The following is a 17408-nucleotide window of genomic DNA, read 5'->3' on the forward strand; positions in this document are numbered from 1 at the left end:
TACCTACTCAATCACCCGCCGAAAGGGCGGTAATGCATCAATTAACGATTTGCCATAACGTTTAGTCACCAAACGGCGATCTAAGATTGTCACGCGACCATAATCTTGTTCTTTTCGCAGTAATCTACCACAACTTTGGACTAACTTGCGCGAAGCATCTGGAATGGTGAGTTGTAAAAATGGATTACCGCCTTTTACTTTTATATATTCGGCATGGGCCTGTTCAACTGGTGATGTCGGCACGGCAAAGGGCAGTTTGGTAATAATCAGGTTGGTGAGGTAATCGCCTGGCAAATCTAATCCTTCAGAAAAGCTACCTGTGCCGAAAATAATGCTTGGTTTGTCATCATCACAACGTTGTTTATGCTGGCTTAAAATTTGTTGCCTTGGCATTGAACCTTGAATAAAAAGTTGCTCACTAGGGATTTTACCTTCAACTAATTCTACCACTTTGTCCATTTGCCAGTACGATGCAAATAATACCAAAGAGGCCATTTCCCCTTCAATTAAGGCGACTATTTGGGTGGCCAGCTCTGCGGTGTAATCATCATCTGTTGGCTCATTATCCATATGGGGAATAAAAAGCGTGGCATTATTTTCATAATCAAATGGCGATTGCAGGGCTAAAAAGCGACTGCCATCATTGATACTTAAACCAACCTGATGGGCAAAGTGATTGAAGTTATTCAGTGCTCTGAGTGTGGCACTGCACAGCACTACTCCAGCGGCTTTTTGCCATAGCATGGACTCAAGCATAAAACCGACTTCAATGGGGGAGGCACTGACTAAATAATCTTGTTGTTTACCGGTAATTAACTCAATCCATCTGGCAGTAGGCGCGCCTTTTTTATTGTCTTCTTTGGCGATCATTTTCCACACTTTATGCAGATTCTCTAATCGTTGCAGAATAAAACCTGTTTCAGACAGCAATCCTTCAGATTGGTGCTTTGGCACCTCACCATCTTTAATCGCTTCAGATAAAACCGAAACCACCTTATTAAACTGTTTTAAGCCGCTACCCGTTGCTGTGGCGATGTTTTCAGCTTGAATGGTTAACGATTGAGGTAATTGACCGTGCTCAAAACGCCATCTGGTTTCTGGGTTGGCAAAAAACTGTGGCTGCGTATCACAAAACTGAGCCACCTGATTAAGTAAGCTGATAATGTCGGTGATGTGATCAAGCATGGCTTGAACTGGGGCAATAATATTATTAGTTTTTAACTGGTTTTGCAGTTTGCTACAGGTTTTATTCGCCTTGTCTAACCAATCACATGCACCACGTATCGTCGCCTGCCCGCTGGAAAAGTCCCTTGCGACAATCGGTAAGTGATGGGCTTCATCTATGATGTAAAACATATCTTCAGGTTCAGGCAAAATAACCCCACCGCCTAATTCTAAGTCAGCAAATAATAAACTGTGATTAGCAATAAGCACATCCCATGTGTCAACATCTTCACGGGCTTTATGGAAAGGGCAGTTATGGTGTGCAGAAACCTGACGATGACAGCTGTGTTTGTCGCAGCATATTTGTTGCCATAAAAAGTCAGGAATAGGCTCTTTTAAACTATCAAGTTCACCATTCCATTTTTTCTGATGATAATCTTGATGAATTTTTTGCAGTTGCTCAACCTGGCTTTGGTCAGGCTTTGTTTGCCACATCGCCATTTGCGAACTGTCTTGGGAACCCATCATTCCCTCTAGCTTTGCTAAGCAAACGTACCGCTGACGCCCTTTAACTAAACCAAATTTAAAATTTAAACCAGAATGCTGCAAGAAAAAGGGTAAGTCTTTATGCAGTAGTTGCTCTTGCAGTGCCACTGTTGCGGTGGCAATGCAGACTTTTTTCTTACTCGCGATGCCTAAGGGGATAGCGCCTAAAAGGTAGGACAGTGATTTACCAATACCCGTACCTGCTTCAACAACAATGATAGGTCGTTGTTTGTCATATTCACCGGCTAAAGTTTTAGAAATTTCTGCCACCATATAATTTTGTTCACGGCGTGAACGAAATTGAGGCATTGCCGAAGCAATGTCTTTATAGATGGTGCGAATTTGCGTTTTTACCTGGTCAGTGAGCATGAGTAGTTTTTATTCTGCGGTGACTGATTTATGCTGTACATAATAACAGTGAATCTTTGTGCTTAAAACAGATAATAAAATTGAACTCAAATCTCTTACCGGTAAATAAAGCCTTAACCCGTATTGAAGGGCAGGTACTTACTCGTCATGCCAACTATCGGCAGGGCCAGTTAGTGCTGCAATATTATATTAAAACGGCTAATGGACCTGTGCTCGTTGAACTTCATAACGAGGATGTTGTGTGCTTTTGCCGTCAAGCTGATGTGGCCAAGTTAACACCTTACTTAACCCAAGCCCGTGTGGCTGTTTTAGCAATGACCAATTTTGACCATCACATTGTTTGTGGCATTTATTTAAAAACCAGTTCTGCGCTTAAGCAATTGCAGCGCATTGCCAATGATATCGGGGTGCCTTTATATGAAACCGATATTCGTGCCGAGCAACGTTATTTGATTGAGCGATTTATCGCATTTGATATCGAATGTGAGGGCACTATTGAGTCTAGTGTAAAAAGTCTGCCAGTACTTACCGCGCATCGTGCAAGAAGAGGTAGCGTAAGAACAACCAAGGTAGACAATGTAAACGATGATTTTTTGCACGCTGCAGCCAGCGGTACTGCTTTGGCTGATGGCGCGCGTGATAAACAAAATGTGTTATCAACAAGAAGTGATTTAAAAGTTGTTTCACTCGATTTTGAATGCAGTATGCAAGGCGAGTTGTATTCGGTTGGCCTTTACGGGACTGATTATCAATGCGTTATTATGGTGGGTGAACAAGCATCATACCCTGATGCCGAAGATTACATTGTGTGGGTTAAAGATGAGGTTGCTTTACTGCACCGATTAATCAATTGGTTTAGTCAGTATGATCCCGACGTTATTATTGGGTGGGCTGTGGTGGTGTTTGATTTAGCATTGCTATTTAAGCGTTGTAAACATCATCATATTCCACTCAGAATTGGCCGAGGCCACAGTGAGTTAAGCTGGAAAGTCGAAGATAAATATCGCCCTGAAACCTTAAATTTGCCCGGACGAGTGGTATTAGATGGCATTGATTGGCTTAAAGCTGCATTTTATAACTTTGATCGATTTTCGCTTGAGTTTGTGTCGCGTGCTTTATTAAATGAGGGTAAAGCGATTGACCATGTTGAAAATCGAGGTAATGAAATAAGCCAAATGTTCGTTGAGGATAAGCTCAAACTAGCGCACTACAATTTAACTGATTGTCGCTTGGTGTGGGATATTTTTGACAAGACTCAGCTACTTGATTTTGCCATAGAACGCGCTAAGTTAACCGGGCTTGAGTTTGGTCGAGTCGGGGCATCTGTCGCCGCTTTTTATCACTTATATCTTCCGCATTTACACCGCAGCGGTTTTGTTGCCCCCCAAATGCCCGCAAGTAATGGGCTGGAAAGTCCTGGTGGTTATGTGATGGATTCTATGCCAGGACATTATAAAAATGTGTTGGTACTTGATTTTAAAAGTTTGTATCCCTCAATTATCCGCACTTTTTTGATTGATCCTAAAGGTTTAGTAGAAGGCTTAAAGTTAGCTGAGTCAAATTTAGATACCAGTGAAGTGCTGGTTGATGGCTTTCTCGGGGCAAAGTTTAATCGCCATAATCCAATTCTGCCCAAGTTGATAGCCAGCTTAGCTGAGCAGCGTGAGCAGGCTAAAAAAGATCACAACGCTCCATTGTCGCAAGCCATCAAAATTATCATGAACTCACTATACGGCGTATTAGGGTCAAAGGGGTGCGTATTTCATGATGCAAAGCTCGCCAGCTCTATTACGATGCGCGGTCACCAGATAATGAAAATGACCAAGATTTGGATAGAAGAAATGGGTTATCAAGTCATTTATGGTGATACCGACTCTACATTTGTTTGGCTAGGTAATGATATCCAATTAAATGCGTCAGAAATTGGCTTGCAAATGGCAAAAATCATTACCGATAAATGGGCTGATTGGTGTGCGACAGAATTTAATTTACCAAGTTATCTTGAATTAGAATTTGAAAGCCATTTTCAGCAATTTATTATGCCCACTTTACGCGGAAGTGAAATTGGCAGTAAAAAACGCTATGTTGGCTTGAAATTAGATAAACATGAAAAGCCTGAAATGGTCTTTAAAGGAATGGAGCAGGTCAGAAGCGATTGGACACCGCTTTCTAAACGCATTCAATATCAGCTGTATCAGCGATTCTTTAATCAGCAAGATATTAGCGAGTTTTTAGAGTCCCAAGTTGCGCTGTTAAAGCAAGGAGCATTCGATCAAGAACTAGTGTTCAAAAAACGCTTAAAGCGAAATGTTGAAGACTACACCGCTAAGTCGACCCCACATGTTAGGGCGGCAAAGTTGATGGCCGAGTATCAGCAAAATAGCGACTGGTTAAAAAGGGGAGCGGTTATTGAGTATGTGATCACCACCGCAGGCGTTCAACCTGTGTGTGATAAAGACTGGTTAATGGATTATGACTATTACATCGAAAAACAAATTCAACCTATTGCAGAGCCGATATTGTCATTACTTGGGTTAAGTTATGGCGATTTTTCTAACGGTCAAATGTCATTGATCTAATGTTGTTAATTTGATTTTATCTATGCAAAACCTGCAAATTTCAAGTTTATCTTAAGTATATAAATGTTTGCTCATCTAACCTCGTTTTTTATCTCTTAACCCGAGTAGAGTTTAAATAATAAGCGTCTAATAACTAAACCATAATTAACTGTTGTGAAATATTTTTTTGCATTTGTTGTTTTAGTGTTAAATAAATATTATTAATAATAATTTTAAGAGGTGTTTTTTTAAGTGTCTGATTTTTAGTTTTAATATTATCTATTTATCTCTCTTTGTTCATAAAAGTGAACGGATATCAAAAATACACTTGATTAACTTTTGTCCTTACAGTGTATCAATTGTTGATTACTTGTTTCAAATGTGATTTTATTGCGGTGTAAATGTGATTTTGTAGCGCAAAGTGTTATGATATCTCAACACCAATACTTCATGTGATGAAGATTGGAATTATAAGAAAGACAAATATATCCAGGGAGATAGACAATGCATAAGAACGTATTAGCCAAATCAGTGCGCTTAGCTTTGATCGGCGGTGCAGCAGCAGCTGCGTTAAGCGTGCCAGCAGTATTTGCAGCTGAAGATGATGGTGCAAAAGTTGAGCGTATAGAAGTAACAGGTTCTCGTATTAAAAGAACTGATATAGAAACTTCTAGCCCAGTTACTGTTATGGACGCAACAGAAATTAAAGCATCAGGCTACGATCGTATTGAAGATGTTTTAAACCAATTACCACAAATCGAAGCAGCTGAAACCGCTTTCCTTGCAAACGGTGCAACTGGTACAGCAACAGTTGACTTACGTGGACTAGGTTCAAACAGAACGCTTGTTTTGATCAATGGTCGTCGTATGCAAGCTGGTAGTATTACTTCACAGGTAGCTGACGTTAACCAAATCCCTGCTTCATTAATTAAACGAGTTGAAGTGTTAACTGGTGGTGCTGGCGCTGTTTATGGTGCTGATGCTGTAGCTGGTGTTGTTAACTTCGTAATGAATGATGATTTTGAAGGTTTTGCATTCAATGCAGGCGCTTCTGGTTACCAACATGACAACAGCAATGGCTATATCCAAAGCTTAATGGATAAGAGATCATTTGATTACGAAACTGGTAACACAGGTGTTGACGGTAAAACTTACACCATGGATATTACCATGGGTAGTGAATTTGATGGTGGTAAAGGCCATGCAGTAGCTTATGCTGTTTGGCGTAGAAACGATGAGTTATTACAAGGTTCTCGCGATTATGCATCTTGTGCATTAAATGGCGGCGGCACAGCTTGTGGTGGTTCTGGTACTACTCCTAACCCTTTCTTTGATATCTTCCCTGTCGTTGATGGTGAAGTTGATTATTCAAACGAGTTTTATGGATATTTAAATCCAAATGGTGAAGGTTTTGTTCCAGACGATGGTTATCGCTATAACTATGCTCCAGTAAACCACTTTATGCGTCCGAACGAGCGTTTTACCACTGGTGCATTTATTAACTATGAAATTAACGAACATTTCCGTCCTTATATGGAATTGTCGTTCATGCACAACAGAACAGCTGGCCAAATTGCAGAATCTGGTACTTTCTATAACCAAGAACTGTTATTTGATTATAACAACCCGCTAATCAGTGATTTCCAAAAAGCTCAACTACAAGAACTTTTCGGACAAACAGCTGATGACCAATTTGTTGCCTATATTGGTAAGCGAAATGTTGAAGGTGGTCCACGTTCTAACAATCTAGAGCATTCTTCTTACCGCATACTAACAGGTATGGAAGGTGAGCTTTCTGATGCTTGGTCTTATGACGTAAGTTTTGCTTATTCAGCAACAGCTTCAAACTCTGTATACCAGAACGATTTGTTAGCAACTAAAATTCCTGACCGTGTTGGTGCTGTAGGCACTGAGTGTAATGTAGAAGATGGTTGTTTATACTACAACGTGTTTACTCTAGGTGGCGTAACCCAAGAGCAAGCGGCTCAGTTAGCTGGTGTTGGTATTCAAACTGGTTTAGTGACTCAAACTATTTATAACGGTTATGTTAGTGGTGAATTCGATTTTGGATTACCGTCAGCGTCATCTAACATAGGTGCAGTATTTGGTTTAGAGCGTCGTGAACAGGAATACGAACGTATTTCTGATACCATCTATGCAGAAGGTACATTACTTGGTCAAGGCGGTCCTAACCCAAGTTTGAACGGTGAGATAATCGTTAACGAAGTGTTTGGTGAATTTGCTATACCAGTGCTTGATGAGTGGAACGTAAACTTAGCGGCTCGTGCGTCTGACTATTCAACTTCAGGTACTGATTATACTTATTCATTAGGTACAGATTATACTATTGCTGACGCTTATAAGTTACGCATGAGCTACGCTCAAGCTATCCGTGCTCCTAACATCGGCGAATTATTTGATGCACAAACGATAGGTTTGTGGAGTGGTGATGATCCGTGTTCAGGTTCTGCTGCAGACATTACTGCTGCCGGCTTTACACAAGCTATGTGTGCTAATACTGGTATGACTGCTGCGCAATTTGGTAATGTCTCTACATCACCTGCTGGTCAATACAACCAATTCTCTGGTGGTAATACTGAACTACAACCTGAACAAGCTAAAACGCTTACTGTTGGTTTAGTGGCTAACCCATTTGATAACTTCAACTTCTCTTTGGATTATTTCAATATTCAAATGGAAGAAGTAGTGGGTACAATTGGCGCTGAGCGTATATTAACTAACTGTGCCGAAACTGGCGATGCTTTGTTCTGTGACAGTGTTAAACGTAGCGCTTCAGGTAGCTTATGGCTTGGACAAGAAGGTTATGTATCTAACCTAGGTTCTAACATTGGCGGCCGTACTTGGGAAGGTGTTGATGCTACCGCTGGCTACAAAATTGATTTAGGTGCAGGTACTTTAGATTTCGCACTAAACGGTTTCTACAGCATGAAAAAAGAAGTTGAACCTATTTTAGGTGATGCTGGCCTAGCTTATGACTGTTCTGGTGTGATTAGTACTTCTTGTTTCGCGTCACCAAAATGGCGTCATAACTTCACTACTACTTACAGTGGTGATGACTATAGCGTAGCGTTAAAATGGCGTTATTTTGACAAAGTTGACTATGAAGGCACTGCAGATACTAAGTTAATTGAAAATGGCGGTATCGATTCATACAGCTACTTCGATTTATCAGGTAATTATGCTGTGAGCGATAATGTCACCTTTACAGCTGGTGTGAACAACATTTTTGACAAAGAGCCTCCAATGGTTGGTAATACTGTAGCTAGCAACGCTAATACAGTAGCTGGCTTCTACGATACTCTAGGTCGATTCCTATTTGTTAGCGCTGGCGTTAAGTTCTAAGAATAGTTGCTATAACATATAAGCTTAAATTTAGCTTATAAACACAATAGCTAATTAAAAAGCACTGGACAGTAATTTGTTCAGTGCTTTTTTGCTTTTGTCACATGCGAGTTATTGAAAAGTATTGTGATTAGCGTGAATCTTTTCATCTATTCTATGGTGAATTATCATTGTTTAATTTCTCCCCTATCAATGATTGAGCTCACTGAGCGGCCTCCGTCAATTGAAAGCGTTACAAGCGTTAAAGTCTCTTTCAGCATTCCAATTCATTAAATATGAGCCAGTCTGAGTTATTCAGGCTTTTAGGCTTGAGGCACGTTTTAAAGAGAGTTGTTAATTTGTATCAAACCTACCACAAAAGAGCGTAAGCCTAAGTGGCTTCACAGCAACAGAGCTGCACTTGCCGTGTTATATAATGAGAATTTGTCGTAAAAGGTAAAGGCATATACCTTATTGATTGCCTAAAAAGCGTATAGTCCAAGCTGATCAGCTAGGTGGTTAATGGCATCTGCGCAGAGGTAACAAATTGCAGCGCTTAACACCAATTGTAATAAGAATTGATATTTAATTTAGAAATAAGATATATCCCATGACTGCATAGTGCTTACAAATTAAGCGACTACACATAATCTCAATCTTTCGTGTTCTTTTCACTCATTTTTGATGTTCCCAAATGTTGACATAGGTCAACATTTTGTGAAATGATGCGAGCGGGTCTATGCCTTAACAGGCATAGAAAAGGGAAGAAAAACTAACAATCACAAGAGAAAGATAGGCTTAGCGTTGTTGACGTTTTGCTAACATTGTTATCAAGCTATTACAATTGCACTGTCTACACTTTTTTAATTCACTTCAAATTGGTTGGGAACTATGTCCAAGGTAAGCAATAGAACAAAAATCGCTACTGCACTTGTTGGCGCACTGGCTTTAGCTAGTAGCAACCTGGTAGTTGCAAATCCTCTTGCCGATGTGCAAAAGGCTGACAGCAGAATTCATGCTGAAACTGCAGCGTCACAACAAAAAGTTGACAAATACTTTGACCAAGCTCAAGACATGTTGTTTGAGTATGGCAGTGTTGCTGATGAACGCGAATCACTAAAGTCTTACAATGACTACGTAGCTGGTTTAGTGGCAGATCAACAAAAAACACTGGATTCAATACAAACAGACATCAATGGCGTTGACAAGTTACGTCAAGGTGTTGTGCCGTTAATGTTTAAAATGGTTGATGCATTAGAGCAGTTTGTTCAATTAGATCTTCCTTTTAATACTGAAGTACGTACTGAACGTGTACAAAATCTAAAAAACATTCTAGATACAGCAGAAGTCACTTTAGCTGAAAAATATCGTCTTATTCTTGATGCATACAGCATTGAACGTGAATACGGTAACTTTGTATCAGTTCATACTGGTAAATTAAGCTTAGATGGTAAAGAAGTACTTGTTGATTTCTTTAACCTAGGTCGCGTAGCGCTTTACGCTCAAAGCTTAGATCAAAAAATTGCGTGGATGTACGATGCTGAAGCTAAAACTTGGAACAAGTTAGAAGACAGCTATTTACGTGACATCACAAAGGGTATTCGCATTGCTCGTAAGCAAGGTGCTCTAGATCTATTCGCATTACCAATTCCTGCTGCGGAGACTGCTCAATAATGAAGAAGTTAATTACTACAGCTGTATTAGCTGCAAGTTTGTCTTTAACTGCTGGCATGGTTTCTGCTGCTGACGCACCAAAAACTATCGACCAATTATTGCAACAAGTTAAAGTTGAACGCGCTAATGAAGGCAAAAACAGCGCTAAACGTGAAAGAGAATTCCAAAACGAACGTGGTGACAAAGCGTCACTATTAAAACGTGAAAAAGATGCTTTAGCTTCAGAGAAGCAACGTGGTAAAGACCTTAACCAAGCGTTTTTAGATAACGAGCGTAAAATTGCTCAGTTAGAAGAAGATTTAAAAACAGCCCAAGGCGACTTAGGCGAAATGTTTGGTGTTGTTAAAGGTGAAGCTGGCGATTTCGCTGGTAAACTTGCAGCATCAAATATTTCTGCTCAATACCCAGGCCGTGATGCATTTATTGCAGAATTAGGCTCACGTAAATCATTACCGAAAATTGAAGAACTAGAGCAATTCTGGGAAGCGCAATTATTTGAAATGGTTCAGTCTGGTAAAGTGGTTAAATTCACCGGTGATGTGACTGCAATCGACGGTAACGTTGTTAGCACTTCTATCTACCGTGTTGGTGCATTCAACTTAACAGCTGATGGTCAATATGTTGTTTATAAGCCTGAGTTAAGCTTAATTCAAGAGCTTTCACAACAACCTGAAGGTTATCAAGTTTCTGCAGTAGGTAACTGGGAAAATACAACTTCTGGTTTCTCTGAGTTCTATATTGATCCAGCCCGTGGTGTGTTACTAAACATCTTCACTAACAAAGCTAGTATCGAAGACCGTTTAGAAGCTGGTGGACCAATTGGTTATATTATTCTAGTACTACTTGCATTAGGTGGTTTAATCGCATTAGAGCGTTTAGTCACGTTAACAGTTACTTCTGGTAAAGTTAAAAGCCAACGTAAAAATATCAATAACCCAGGTAAGAACCCACTTGGTCGTATCTTGAAAGTATATCAAGACAACAAAGATGTTGATGTTGAAACGTTAGAGCTGAAACTTGATGAAGCTATTTTGAAAGAAACGCCTGCTTTAGAAGCACGTATTTCAATCATTAAGGTACTAGCAGCTATCGCGCCAATGATGGGTCTTCTAGGTACAGTAACCGGTATGATTGCAACTTTCCAATCAATCCAGTTATTCGGTACAGGCGATCCAAAGTTAATGGCTGGCGGTATTTCTATGGCACTTGTTACTACAGTACAAGGTCTAATTGCAGCGTTACCATTAATGTTATTACACGCAATTGTTGTTGCACGTAGTAAATCAATCGTTCAAGTTCTTGAAGAACAAAGCGCTGGTATCATTGCAGAACATGCTGAGAAGAGGGCTGACTAATGATGCTATTCCTGATGGATATATGGGATTCCGTCAGGGGCTTCATGGCCTCCGGGGGAGATGTCCTCTGGTTGGTAGCAGCTGTGCTTTTCCTAATGTGGGTATTAATGCTTGAACGTTACTGGTATCTAAACTGGATATCACCAAAGCAACATCAAGCTGTTATATCTGCATGGGAAGCAAGAGATGAAACACACTCTTGGCACGCACACCGTATCCGTGAAGCTTGGGTGTCCCAAGCTAAGCAAGATTTGAATGCACGTATGCTGTTAATCAAAACCCTAGTAGCAATCTGTCCAATGATTGGTTTACTTGGTACCGTAACCGGTATGATTTCAGTATTCGATGTGATGGCAGTTCAGGGGACGAGTAATGCTCGTCTAATGGCAGCTGGTATCTCAATGGCCACAATGCCAACAATGGCAGGAATGGTAGCAGCGCTATCGGGTGTGTTTTTCAGCACTCGTTTAGACTCGAAAATGAGAATCAGATTAGAAATGCTAAAAGACAGCATGCCTCACCACTAAAGAGAGATTGAACATGGCACGTAAGAAGCATTCCAGTATAGATGAGGAAGCGCAAATTGATATGACCCCGATGCTAGACATCGTATTTATCATGCTGATCTTCTTTATTGTAACAACATCATTTGTTAAGCCATCTGGCTTAGACTATAACAAGCCAAAAGCGTCACAGGCTACGTCTAAACCTTCGGCAAACATCTTTATTGGCATCAGTAAATCTGGCGTCATTATGATGGAAAATCGTCAGGTTGATATTGAACGTGTAACTGCTAACGTAGAACGTATGTTAGCTGAAGCACCGGAAGCGGCTGTTCTGATTCAAGCAGATAAAGACACTACTCATGGTTTAGTAGTTAAAGTGCTTGATAACGTAAAAGCTGCTGGTATCGACAAAATTTCTGTATCAGCGGGGAATGACTAATATGCTAAGAGCACTCGTATCAATCATAATTGGTGCCGCAGTGACTTTTGGTCTGTTTGCCTTCATGGCATTCTTGGTCGGCGGCGGTGCACAACGCAACGATGAGTCGACTGAGACCCCTGTTATTGAAATTACGATGGATAAGCAGGATTCGAAGGCACAGAAGAAACCAAGGGTAACTCCTAAGCCACCACCACCACCAGAGCAGCCACCGAAGCCGGATACTACTCCGCCAGATGCTGCAAATAATATTGACACTAATATGGCGTTCAATATGGGTGGAGTTGAAGCGGGTTCAGCATCAACAGGCTTTAAGCTTGGTAATATGATGACCCGTGATGGTGATGCTACACCGATTGTTCGTATCGAGCCTCAATATCCTATTGCTGCTGCTCGTGATGGTAAAGAAGGTTGGGTGCAACTTTCTTTTACAATCAATGAACTTGGTGGTGTAGATGACGTTGAAGTTATCAAAGCAGAACCAAAACGCTTATTTGACCGCGAAGCAATTCGTGCTCTTAAGAAGTGGAAATATAAGCCTAAAATTGTTGATGGCAAAGCGCTTAAACAAACAGGTATGGCTGTACAACTTGATTTCACTTTAGAGAAAGGAGGTAGATAATGCGCAAAATTACGACTATTGCAACAGCACTACTTCTTTCCGTTTGTGGAAGTGCAATGTTGAGCAGTGCCGCAATTGCAGCTGAAAAGTGTGAGATTGACAAGCGTCAGTCACGTGCAGTTGGCGACAGTGCTGCTAAGAAAGTACAAAAGTCTTTCGAAGCATATACTGAAGGCAATTTAGATGCAGCGATCTCTATGTTACTAGAAGCTAATCCTAAAAATGATTTTGACAAAGCTTATGTCGATCGCATGTTAGGTAACTTTTATGCTGAGAAAGGTCAAATGCAAACGGCGATCAAGTACTTGAAGACTGCCGTCGAAGCTGACATTCTTGGTGGTACTGATCACGCGGCAACAATGCGTTTGTATGCGGATTTGCTACTACAAGAGAGAAAATTTAAGGAAGCTATTCCATATTATTACAAATGGATGGACTTTACCTGTAAGGCTGATTCTCAAATGTATCGCCGTGTGGGTATTGCACACTCAGAGTTAAAAGAATGGAATAAAGTACTTGAAGTTGCTGATAAAGGTTTAGCATTAGCAGAAGAGCCTGATAAAAACTTATATCAAATGAAATTGACCGCATACTTTAATCAGAAAAAGTATAAAGATGCAGTTAAAATTCTAGAAACTATGGTGCCTTTATTCCAAGACGATAAGCGTCTATGGGTTCAGTTAGCACAGTTTTATTTGATGACTGAAGATTATGATCGTTCTTTAGCAACTTATGACTTAGCTTATAAAGCTGGTTTCTTAGATACTGATGGAAACATCACTCGTTTAGCACAACTTTTAGCGCAAAAAGGTTCGCCTTATCAAGCTGCTAAAATTTATGAAAAACACTTGAAATCAGGGTTGATTCCAGAAAGTCAGAAAACATTTAATGTTCTCGCTGGATTCTACCATAATGCTAAAGAGTTTAAGCTAGCCGCTAATTACTATGGTAAAGCAGCTGTCGCAGGTAATGATGGTGAATTATATTTAAAGCAAGGGCGTTTATTGTCCCTTGACCAAAATTATAAAGAAGCAATTGTTGCCCTTGAAAAAGCACTCGACTTGGGTATTGATAACCCAGGTGAAGCGCATTTCGAGCTAGCATTAGTGCATTTAACTTTGAAACAATATAAGTCAGCTTATAATCGTGCTGTTCAAGCATCGAAAGATAAAAAGACTGCTAGAAGTGCTAATAGTTACATTTCTTATATTAAAGAAAAAGCCCGTATTCATAACGTGGCCCTGTAGTTAATAGTTATTTCTAGACATTAAAAAAGCCCCGCGAGGGGCTTTTTTATTATGTGTAGTTTGTATGAATTACTGTAAGTGGGTCAAAGCTTGATGACGCGAATGGTCTAGCGCTAATTCATTTGAAAGTGATTCTACTTTGACAAATAGTCCTTCAATATTTTTATCATTACTGGGCAGACATATTCCTCCTGCGAGTTTGTAATTAATACTGAAATTATGGTCTTTACCGTACTTGGTGAGAAATTGATTTATTTGTTCATCAATTCTTTGTAAAACGACTTTAGCGCCTTCCTCATCGACATTGAATAAGCCAAGGGCAAAATGATTTGTGTCTAATCTTGCGATGAGATCCGTTGCTCGTAAAAGTGCTTCTTGCACCTGATTAGTGAATAATTCCAGTAAATGAGGTTGTTTAACTGTTTCATGTATGTGTGGGCAAAGATACAATAACGCTAAGCTTTGCTTTTCTCGTTGATGGCGGTGCCATTCACGGTTAAACACTTCCATAAAGTATATTTGATTATAGACACCCGTTTCAGGATCTCTAAAGCTTGAATTGCGAAAAGAATAGGTCATTGAGGAACTCCATTGAATATTCTTACTTAATTATAGATATGTTTTTTGATTCATGTGTAAAAGGATTAATAAAAATGAAGAAAACCCTCCTAGCAGCCAGCATATCGTTATTGTTTGCGATCCAAGGTTGTAGCGATAATACGCCACAAGCATCTTTGGCTTCGACTGAAGCCGCAGCTCAATCAATTTCGCAATCAACTAAAGAGTCAGCTGAACAGGCTTACTTAACTATGGTTGATAGCTTTTTTAAAGAGCAATTAAAACTTGAGCCGATTTACGCAACTTTTGTTGGCGTGAATGAATACAATGATCAATTTGGTAAATCATTAACTGAGGAATATTTAAAGGCTCGCCATGATCTTAATGCCAAGTACTTTTCACAGGCTAAAGATATTGATGCAGATGCTTTACCTGCTGATTTGAAAATTAGCTACAGCATGTTTATTTATGATCGTGATATGGAATTGATGGCGGAAACTTATCCTGAGCATTTCTTGCCCATGAATCAGTTTTATAACACCGTTTTCACTATGGTTCAGTTAGGTGCCGGTGAAAGCGCACAACCTTTTAAAACGGTTGATGACTATCAAAACTGGCTTTCTCGTTTAGATGGGTTCGTTAATTGGCTACAGTTGGCCCAAGTGAGAATGGACGAGGGTATTAATAGCAAAGTGGTTCTACCTAAAGTATTGGTAGATAGAATGATCCCTCAACTAACTGCCCAGGTGGTTGCTAACCCTGAAGATAGTCTGTTTTATTCGCCAATAAAATTGATGCCTGATTCATTCACGGCCGAACAAAAGGCTGAACTGACACAGGAGTATAAATCTTTTATAAGCGTTAAATTAATTCCTGCACTGGCTACTCTGCGTGATTATGTTCAAGGTACTTATTTGGCTAACGCAAGGGCTTCTGACGGTTGGTGGGGATTACCTAATGGTAAAGTGTGGTATCAACATTTAGCGAATAGCCATACAACGACCAAAATGCCCGTTGATGAAATTCATCAGATTGGTTTATCTGAGGTGAAGCGTATTTTAACTGAAATGGATAAGGTCAGAGAACAAGTTAAATTCGAAGGTGATTTAACGGCATTTTTTGCTTCTTTATCATCAGAGCCGCAATATTTCTTCACTGACAAGAAAGACTTGATTGATGGCTATATGGAATTAAAAGATACCATTAACCAAGTACTACCTAAATATTTTAATGTTATGCCTAAAGCTGATTATGTAGTGAAACCAGTAGAAAGTTTCCGTGAGCAATCTGCAGCAGGCGCATCATATGAATCACCCGCTGTTGACGGTTCTCGTCCCGGTGTTTTTTATATCAATACGTTTAACTTAAAAGCCCAGCCTAAATGGGGGATGACCACGTTATCGTTACACGAAGCAGCTCCTGGTCACCATTTTCAAATAGCGATTAAACAAGAGTTAACAGAGGTTCCTGAATTTCAACGTTTCCAAGGTTATACCGCTTTTGAAGAGGGTTGGGCACTCTATGCTGAGTATTTAGGTATTGAGATGGGCTTGTTCACTGACCCGTATCAGTATTTTGGCAAGCTGTCTGATGAAATGCTACGCGCTATGCGCTTAGTTGTTGATACCGGTCTTCACGCCAAAGGCTGGAGCCGCGAGCAAGCTATTCAATACATGAAAGATAATTCGCCAATGGCGGAGTCTGATATTGTTGCAGAGGTTGAGCGTTACATGGCCATTCCTGGTCAAGCCTTATCTTATAAGGTAGGCCAGTTAACAATTCTAAAACTACGCGCAGATGCTGAAAAGCAATTGGATGATAAATTTGATATTAAAGGTTTCCATGATCAAATTCTCACTACAGGTTCATTACCTATGGCGGTAATGGAAAGAAAAGTGTCTGATTGGGTTGATGCTGAATTAGCAAAACATTAATTTTCATGCGTGTGTCGCACATCTTATTTATGCTAAGGTATGCGGCACATTTATTTCAAGTTAGGTAGGAGTTAGAATGGTACAAGCAACGGCAAGACATTTGTTAGTCAGTACTGAAGAGCAATGTAACGAATTAAAGCAACAAATTGAAAATGGAGCTGAATTTGCTGAAATAGCAAAATCTTACTCTTCATGCCCTTCAGGTTCTCAAGGCGGTGACTTAGGTGCTTTTGGTCCAGGCATGATGGTAAAAGAGTTTGATGAAGTCGTATTTAACGCGCCATTAAACCAAGTTCAAGGTCCAGTGAAAACTCAGTTTGGATACCATTTATTAGAAGTGACTAGCCGAGGTTAGTCTCTTTGTTAATAATGATGTTAAAGGCGACTAAGTGTCGCCTTTTTTGTCAGATTTTTTGTTGTTATTGTCGGTGAGAGTAATATGGATATAGCACTGTATAGCGATAGATTAGTGATTAGAAGTTTGCAATATCAAGACTGGGATAATTTTTTATCTATCAACCAAGATCCTCAAGTTAACCAGTATATTCGTGAACCTGCGACTGAAGTAGTGCTACTGGCAAAGTTTGAGTCAAGATTGTTGCCTTGGTCTATTGAAAGTGGTGACTGGCTAACGTTACTGATTGAAACCATTGATGGCGAGTTTGTTGGTTTAATGGGCTTTTATTGTCAGGACTTTTATTCAAAGCGTGTTGAGGTGGGTTACTTATTGTCTTCAAGCATGCAGGGTATGGGCTATGGAACAGAAAGCCTGCAAACTTTAGTTGACTGGGGCCGCTTACAATTTGATATTCATAAGTATGTTGCTGTTTGTGCTCAAACGAATTTACCTTCAATTAAAGTATTACAAAAAGTAGGTTTTAGTTTAGAGGGCACTTTTTTGCAGCACACTTACTTAGCGGGAAAGTGGATAGATGACTACCAATTCGGCTTAGTATTAGCTCCACTATAAAGATGTTTCAAAATTCATAAAAAAACCCTTTTTTTAGTAAGAGGTTTGTCACATAATACTAAATACAATTGAAAACAATTCTCGTTAACACTAAAAACTTTGATCTAGATAAAGTTTTAACTGC

13 protein-coding genes are annotated in these 17408 nt (G+C 39.9%); 11 read left to right on the forward strand and 2 right to left on the reverse strand.

Annotated elements, in window-relative coordinates:
• Nucleotides 1–3: 3 nt before the first annotated feature.
• Nucleotides 4–2079, reverse strand: coding sequence for an ATP-dependent DNA helicase DinG (dinG, locus tag FJ709_RS06105; protein WP_226414435.1), 2076 nt, complete (start codon nucleotides 2077–2079; stop codon nucleotides 4–6).
• Between the two features lie 74 nt (nucleotides 2080–2153).
• On the opposite strand from dinG, the gene FJ709_RS06110 reads away from it, so the two are divergent.
• The 8 genes from FJ709_RS06110 to FJ709_RS06145 all read left to right on the forward strand — a co-directional run bounded on the left by FJ709_RS06110 (nucleotide 2154) and on the right by FJ709_RS06145 (nucleotide 13822).
• Nucleotides 2154–4658 carry a DNA polymerase II gene (locus FJ709_RS06110; RefSeq protein ID WP_404830046.1) on the forward strand — a complete coding sequence of 835 codons (2505 nt, stop codon included), beginning with the start codon at nucleotides 2154–2156 and terminating at the stop codon, nucleotides 4656–4658.
• A gap of 483 nt (nucleotides 4659–5141) precedes the next feature.
• Nucleotides 5142–8000 (forward strand): TonB-dependent receptor domain-containing protein, encoded by a 2859-nt coding sequence (locus FJ709_RS06115; RefSeq protein WP_226414439.1) that lies wholly within the window; start codon nucleotides 5142–5144, stop codon nucleotides 7998–8000.
• An 870-nt stretch (nucleotides 8001–8870) separates the two neighbouring features.
• Nucleotides 8871–9653, forward strand: a complete 783-nt coding sequence (locus FJ709_RS06120) for a DUF3450 domain-containing protein (RefSeq protein ID WP_226414442.1) — start codon at nucleotides 8871–8873, stop codon at nucleotides 9651–9653.
• On the forward strand, nucleotides 9653–11008 hold the full coding sequence (locus FJ709_RS06125; protein ID WP_226414444.1) for a MotA/TolQ/ExbB proton channel family protein: 1356 nt from the start codon (nucleotides 9653–9655) through the stop codon (nucleotides 11006–11008). The genes FJ709_RS06120 and FJ709_RS06125 overlap by 1 nt, the downstream gene beginning before the upstream one ends.
• On the forward strand, nucleotides 11008–11535 hold the full coding sequence (locus FJ709_RS06130) for a MotA/TolQ/ExbB proton channel family protein (RefSeq protein ID WP_226414447.1): 528 nt from the start codon (nucleotides 11008–11010) through the stop codon (nucleotides 11533–11535). Before FJ709_RS06125 ends, FJ709_RS06130 begins: the two co-directional genes overlap by 1 nt.
• 13 nt (nucleotides 11536–11548) lie before the next feature.
• Nucleotides 11549–11953: an ExbD/TolR family protein gene (locus FJ709_RS06135; protein WP_226414450.1), complete on the forward strand. Its 405-nt coding sequence runs from the start codon at nucleotides 11549–11551 to the stop codon at nucleotides 11951–11953.
• A gap of 1 nt (nucleotide 11954) precedes the next feature.
• Nucleotides 11955–12575 carry an energy transducer TonB gene (locus tag FJ709_RS06140; RefSeq protein WP_226414452.1) on the forward strand — a complete coding sequence of 207 codons (621 nt, stop codon included), beginning with the start codon at nucleotides 11955–11957 and terminating at the stop codon, nucleotides 12573–12575.
• Entirely contained in the window at nucleotides 12575–13822 is a 1248-nt protein-coding gene (locus FJ709_RS06145; protein WP_226414455.1) for a tetratricopeptide repeat protein, read from the forward strand. Before FJ709_RS06140 ends, FJ709_RS06145 begins: the two co-directional genes overlap by 1 nt.
• Before the next feature lie 69 nt (nucleotides 13823–13891).
• On the opposite strand, the gene FJ709_RS06150 is transcribed toward FJ709_RS06145, so the two are convergent.
• Nucleotides 13892–14401, reverse strand: coding sequence for a diguanylate cyclase domain-containing protein (locus tag FJ709_RS06150; protein ID WP_226414458.1), 510 nt, complete (start codon nucleotides 14399–14401; stop codon nucleotides 13892–13894).
• A gap of 74 nt (nucleotides 14402–14475) precedes the next feature.
• Between FJ709_RS06150 and FJ709_RS06155 the strand changes: the two genes are divergently transcribed.
• The 3 genes from FJ709_RS06155 to FJ709_RS06165 all read left to right on the forward strand — a co-directional run bounded on the left by FJ709_RS06155 (nucleotide 14476) and on the right by FJ709_RS06165 (nucleotide 17284).
• Complete coding sequence (locus tag FJ709_RS06155) at nucleotides 14476–16314, forward strand: DUF885 domain-containing protein (protein ID WP_226414461.1); 1839 nt, start codon at nucleotides 14476–14478, stop codon at nucleotides 16312–16314.
• A gap of 76 nt (nucleotides 16315–16390) precedes the next feature.
• Nucleotides 16391–16669, forward strand: coding sequence for a peptidylprolyl isomerase (locus tag FJ709_RS06160; RefSeq protein ID WP_226414463.1), 279 nt, complete (start codon nucleotides 16391–16393; stop codon nucleotides 16667–16669).
• 84 nt (nucleotides 16670–16753) lie between these two features.
• A complete protein-coding gene (locus FJ709_RS06165) occupies nucleotides 16754–17284 on the forward strand; it encodes a GNAT family N-acetyltransferase (RefSeq protein WP_226414465.1) in 531 nt (176 codons plus the stop codon).
• Nucleotides 17285–17408 lie beyond the last annotated feature (124 nt).

Origin of the sequence: Shewanella glacialimarina, assembly GCF_020511155.1 — a bacterium.
Taxonomy (GTDB): domain Bacteria; phylum Pseudomonadota; class Gammaproteobacteria; order Enterobacterales; family Shewanellaceae; genus Shewanella; species Shewanella glacialimarina.

What these genes read in the sequence shown, in the direction of transcription:
- FJ709_RS06135 (WP_226414450.1), top strand. Translation starts at nt 11,549, where the DNA reads ATGGCACGTAAGAAGCATTCCAGTATAGATGAGGAAGCGCAAATTGAT.
- FJ709_RS06165 (WP_226414465.1), top strand. Translation starts at nt 16,754, where the DNA reads ATGGATATAGCACTGTATAGCGATAGATTAGTGATTAGAAGTTTGCAA.
- FJ709_RS06140 (WP_226414452.1), top strand. Translation starts at nt 11,955, where the DNA reads ATGCTAAGAGCACTCGTATCAATCATAATTGGTGCCGCAGTGACTTTT.
- FJ709_RS06150 (WP_226414458.1), bottom strand. Translation starts at nt 14,401, where the DNA reads ATGACCTATTCTTTTCGCAATTCAAGCTTTAGAGATCCTGAAACGGGT.
- FJ709_RS06130 (WP_226414447.1), top strand. Translation starts at nt 11,008, where the DNA reads ATGATGCTATTCCTGATGGATATATGGGATTCCGTCAGGGGCTTCATG.
- FJ709_RS06145 (WP_226414455.1), top strand. Translation starts at nt 12,575, where the DNA reads ATGCGCAAAATTACGACTATTGCAACAGCACTACTTCTTTCCGTTTGT.
- FJ709_RS06160 (WP_226414463.1), top strand. Translation starts at nt 16,391, where the DNA reads ATGGTACAAGCAACGGCAAGACATTTGTTAGTCAGTACTGAAGAGCAA.
- FJ709_RS06155 (WP_226414461.1), top strand. Translation starts at nt 14,476, where the DNA reads ATGAAGAAAACCCTCCTAGCAGCCAGCATATCGTTATTGTTTGCGATC.
- dinG (WP_226414435.1), bottom strand. Translation starts at nt 2,079, where the DNA reads ATGCTCACTGACCAGGTAAAAACGCAAATTCGCACCATCTATAAAGAC.
- FJ709_RS06115 (WP_226414439.1), top strand. Translation starts at nt 5,142, where the DNA reads ATGCATAAGAACGTATTAGCCAAATCAGTGCGCTTAGCTTTGATCGGC.
- FJ709_RS06125 (WP_226414444.1), top strand. Translation starts at nt 9,653, where the DNA reads ATGAAGAAGTTAATTACTACAGCTGTATTAGCTGCAAGTTTGTCTTTA.
- FJ709_RS06120 (WP_226414442.1), top strand. Translation starts at nt 8,871, where the DNA reads ATGTCCAAGGTAAGCAATAGAACAAAAATCGCTACTGCACTTGTTGGC.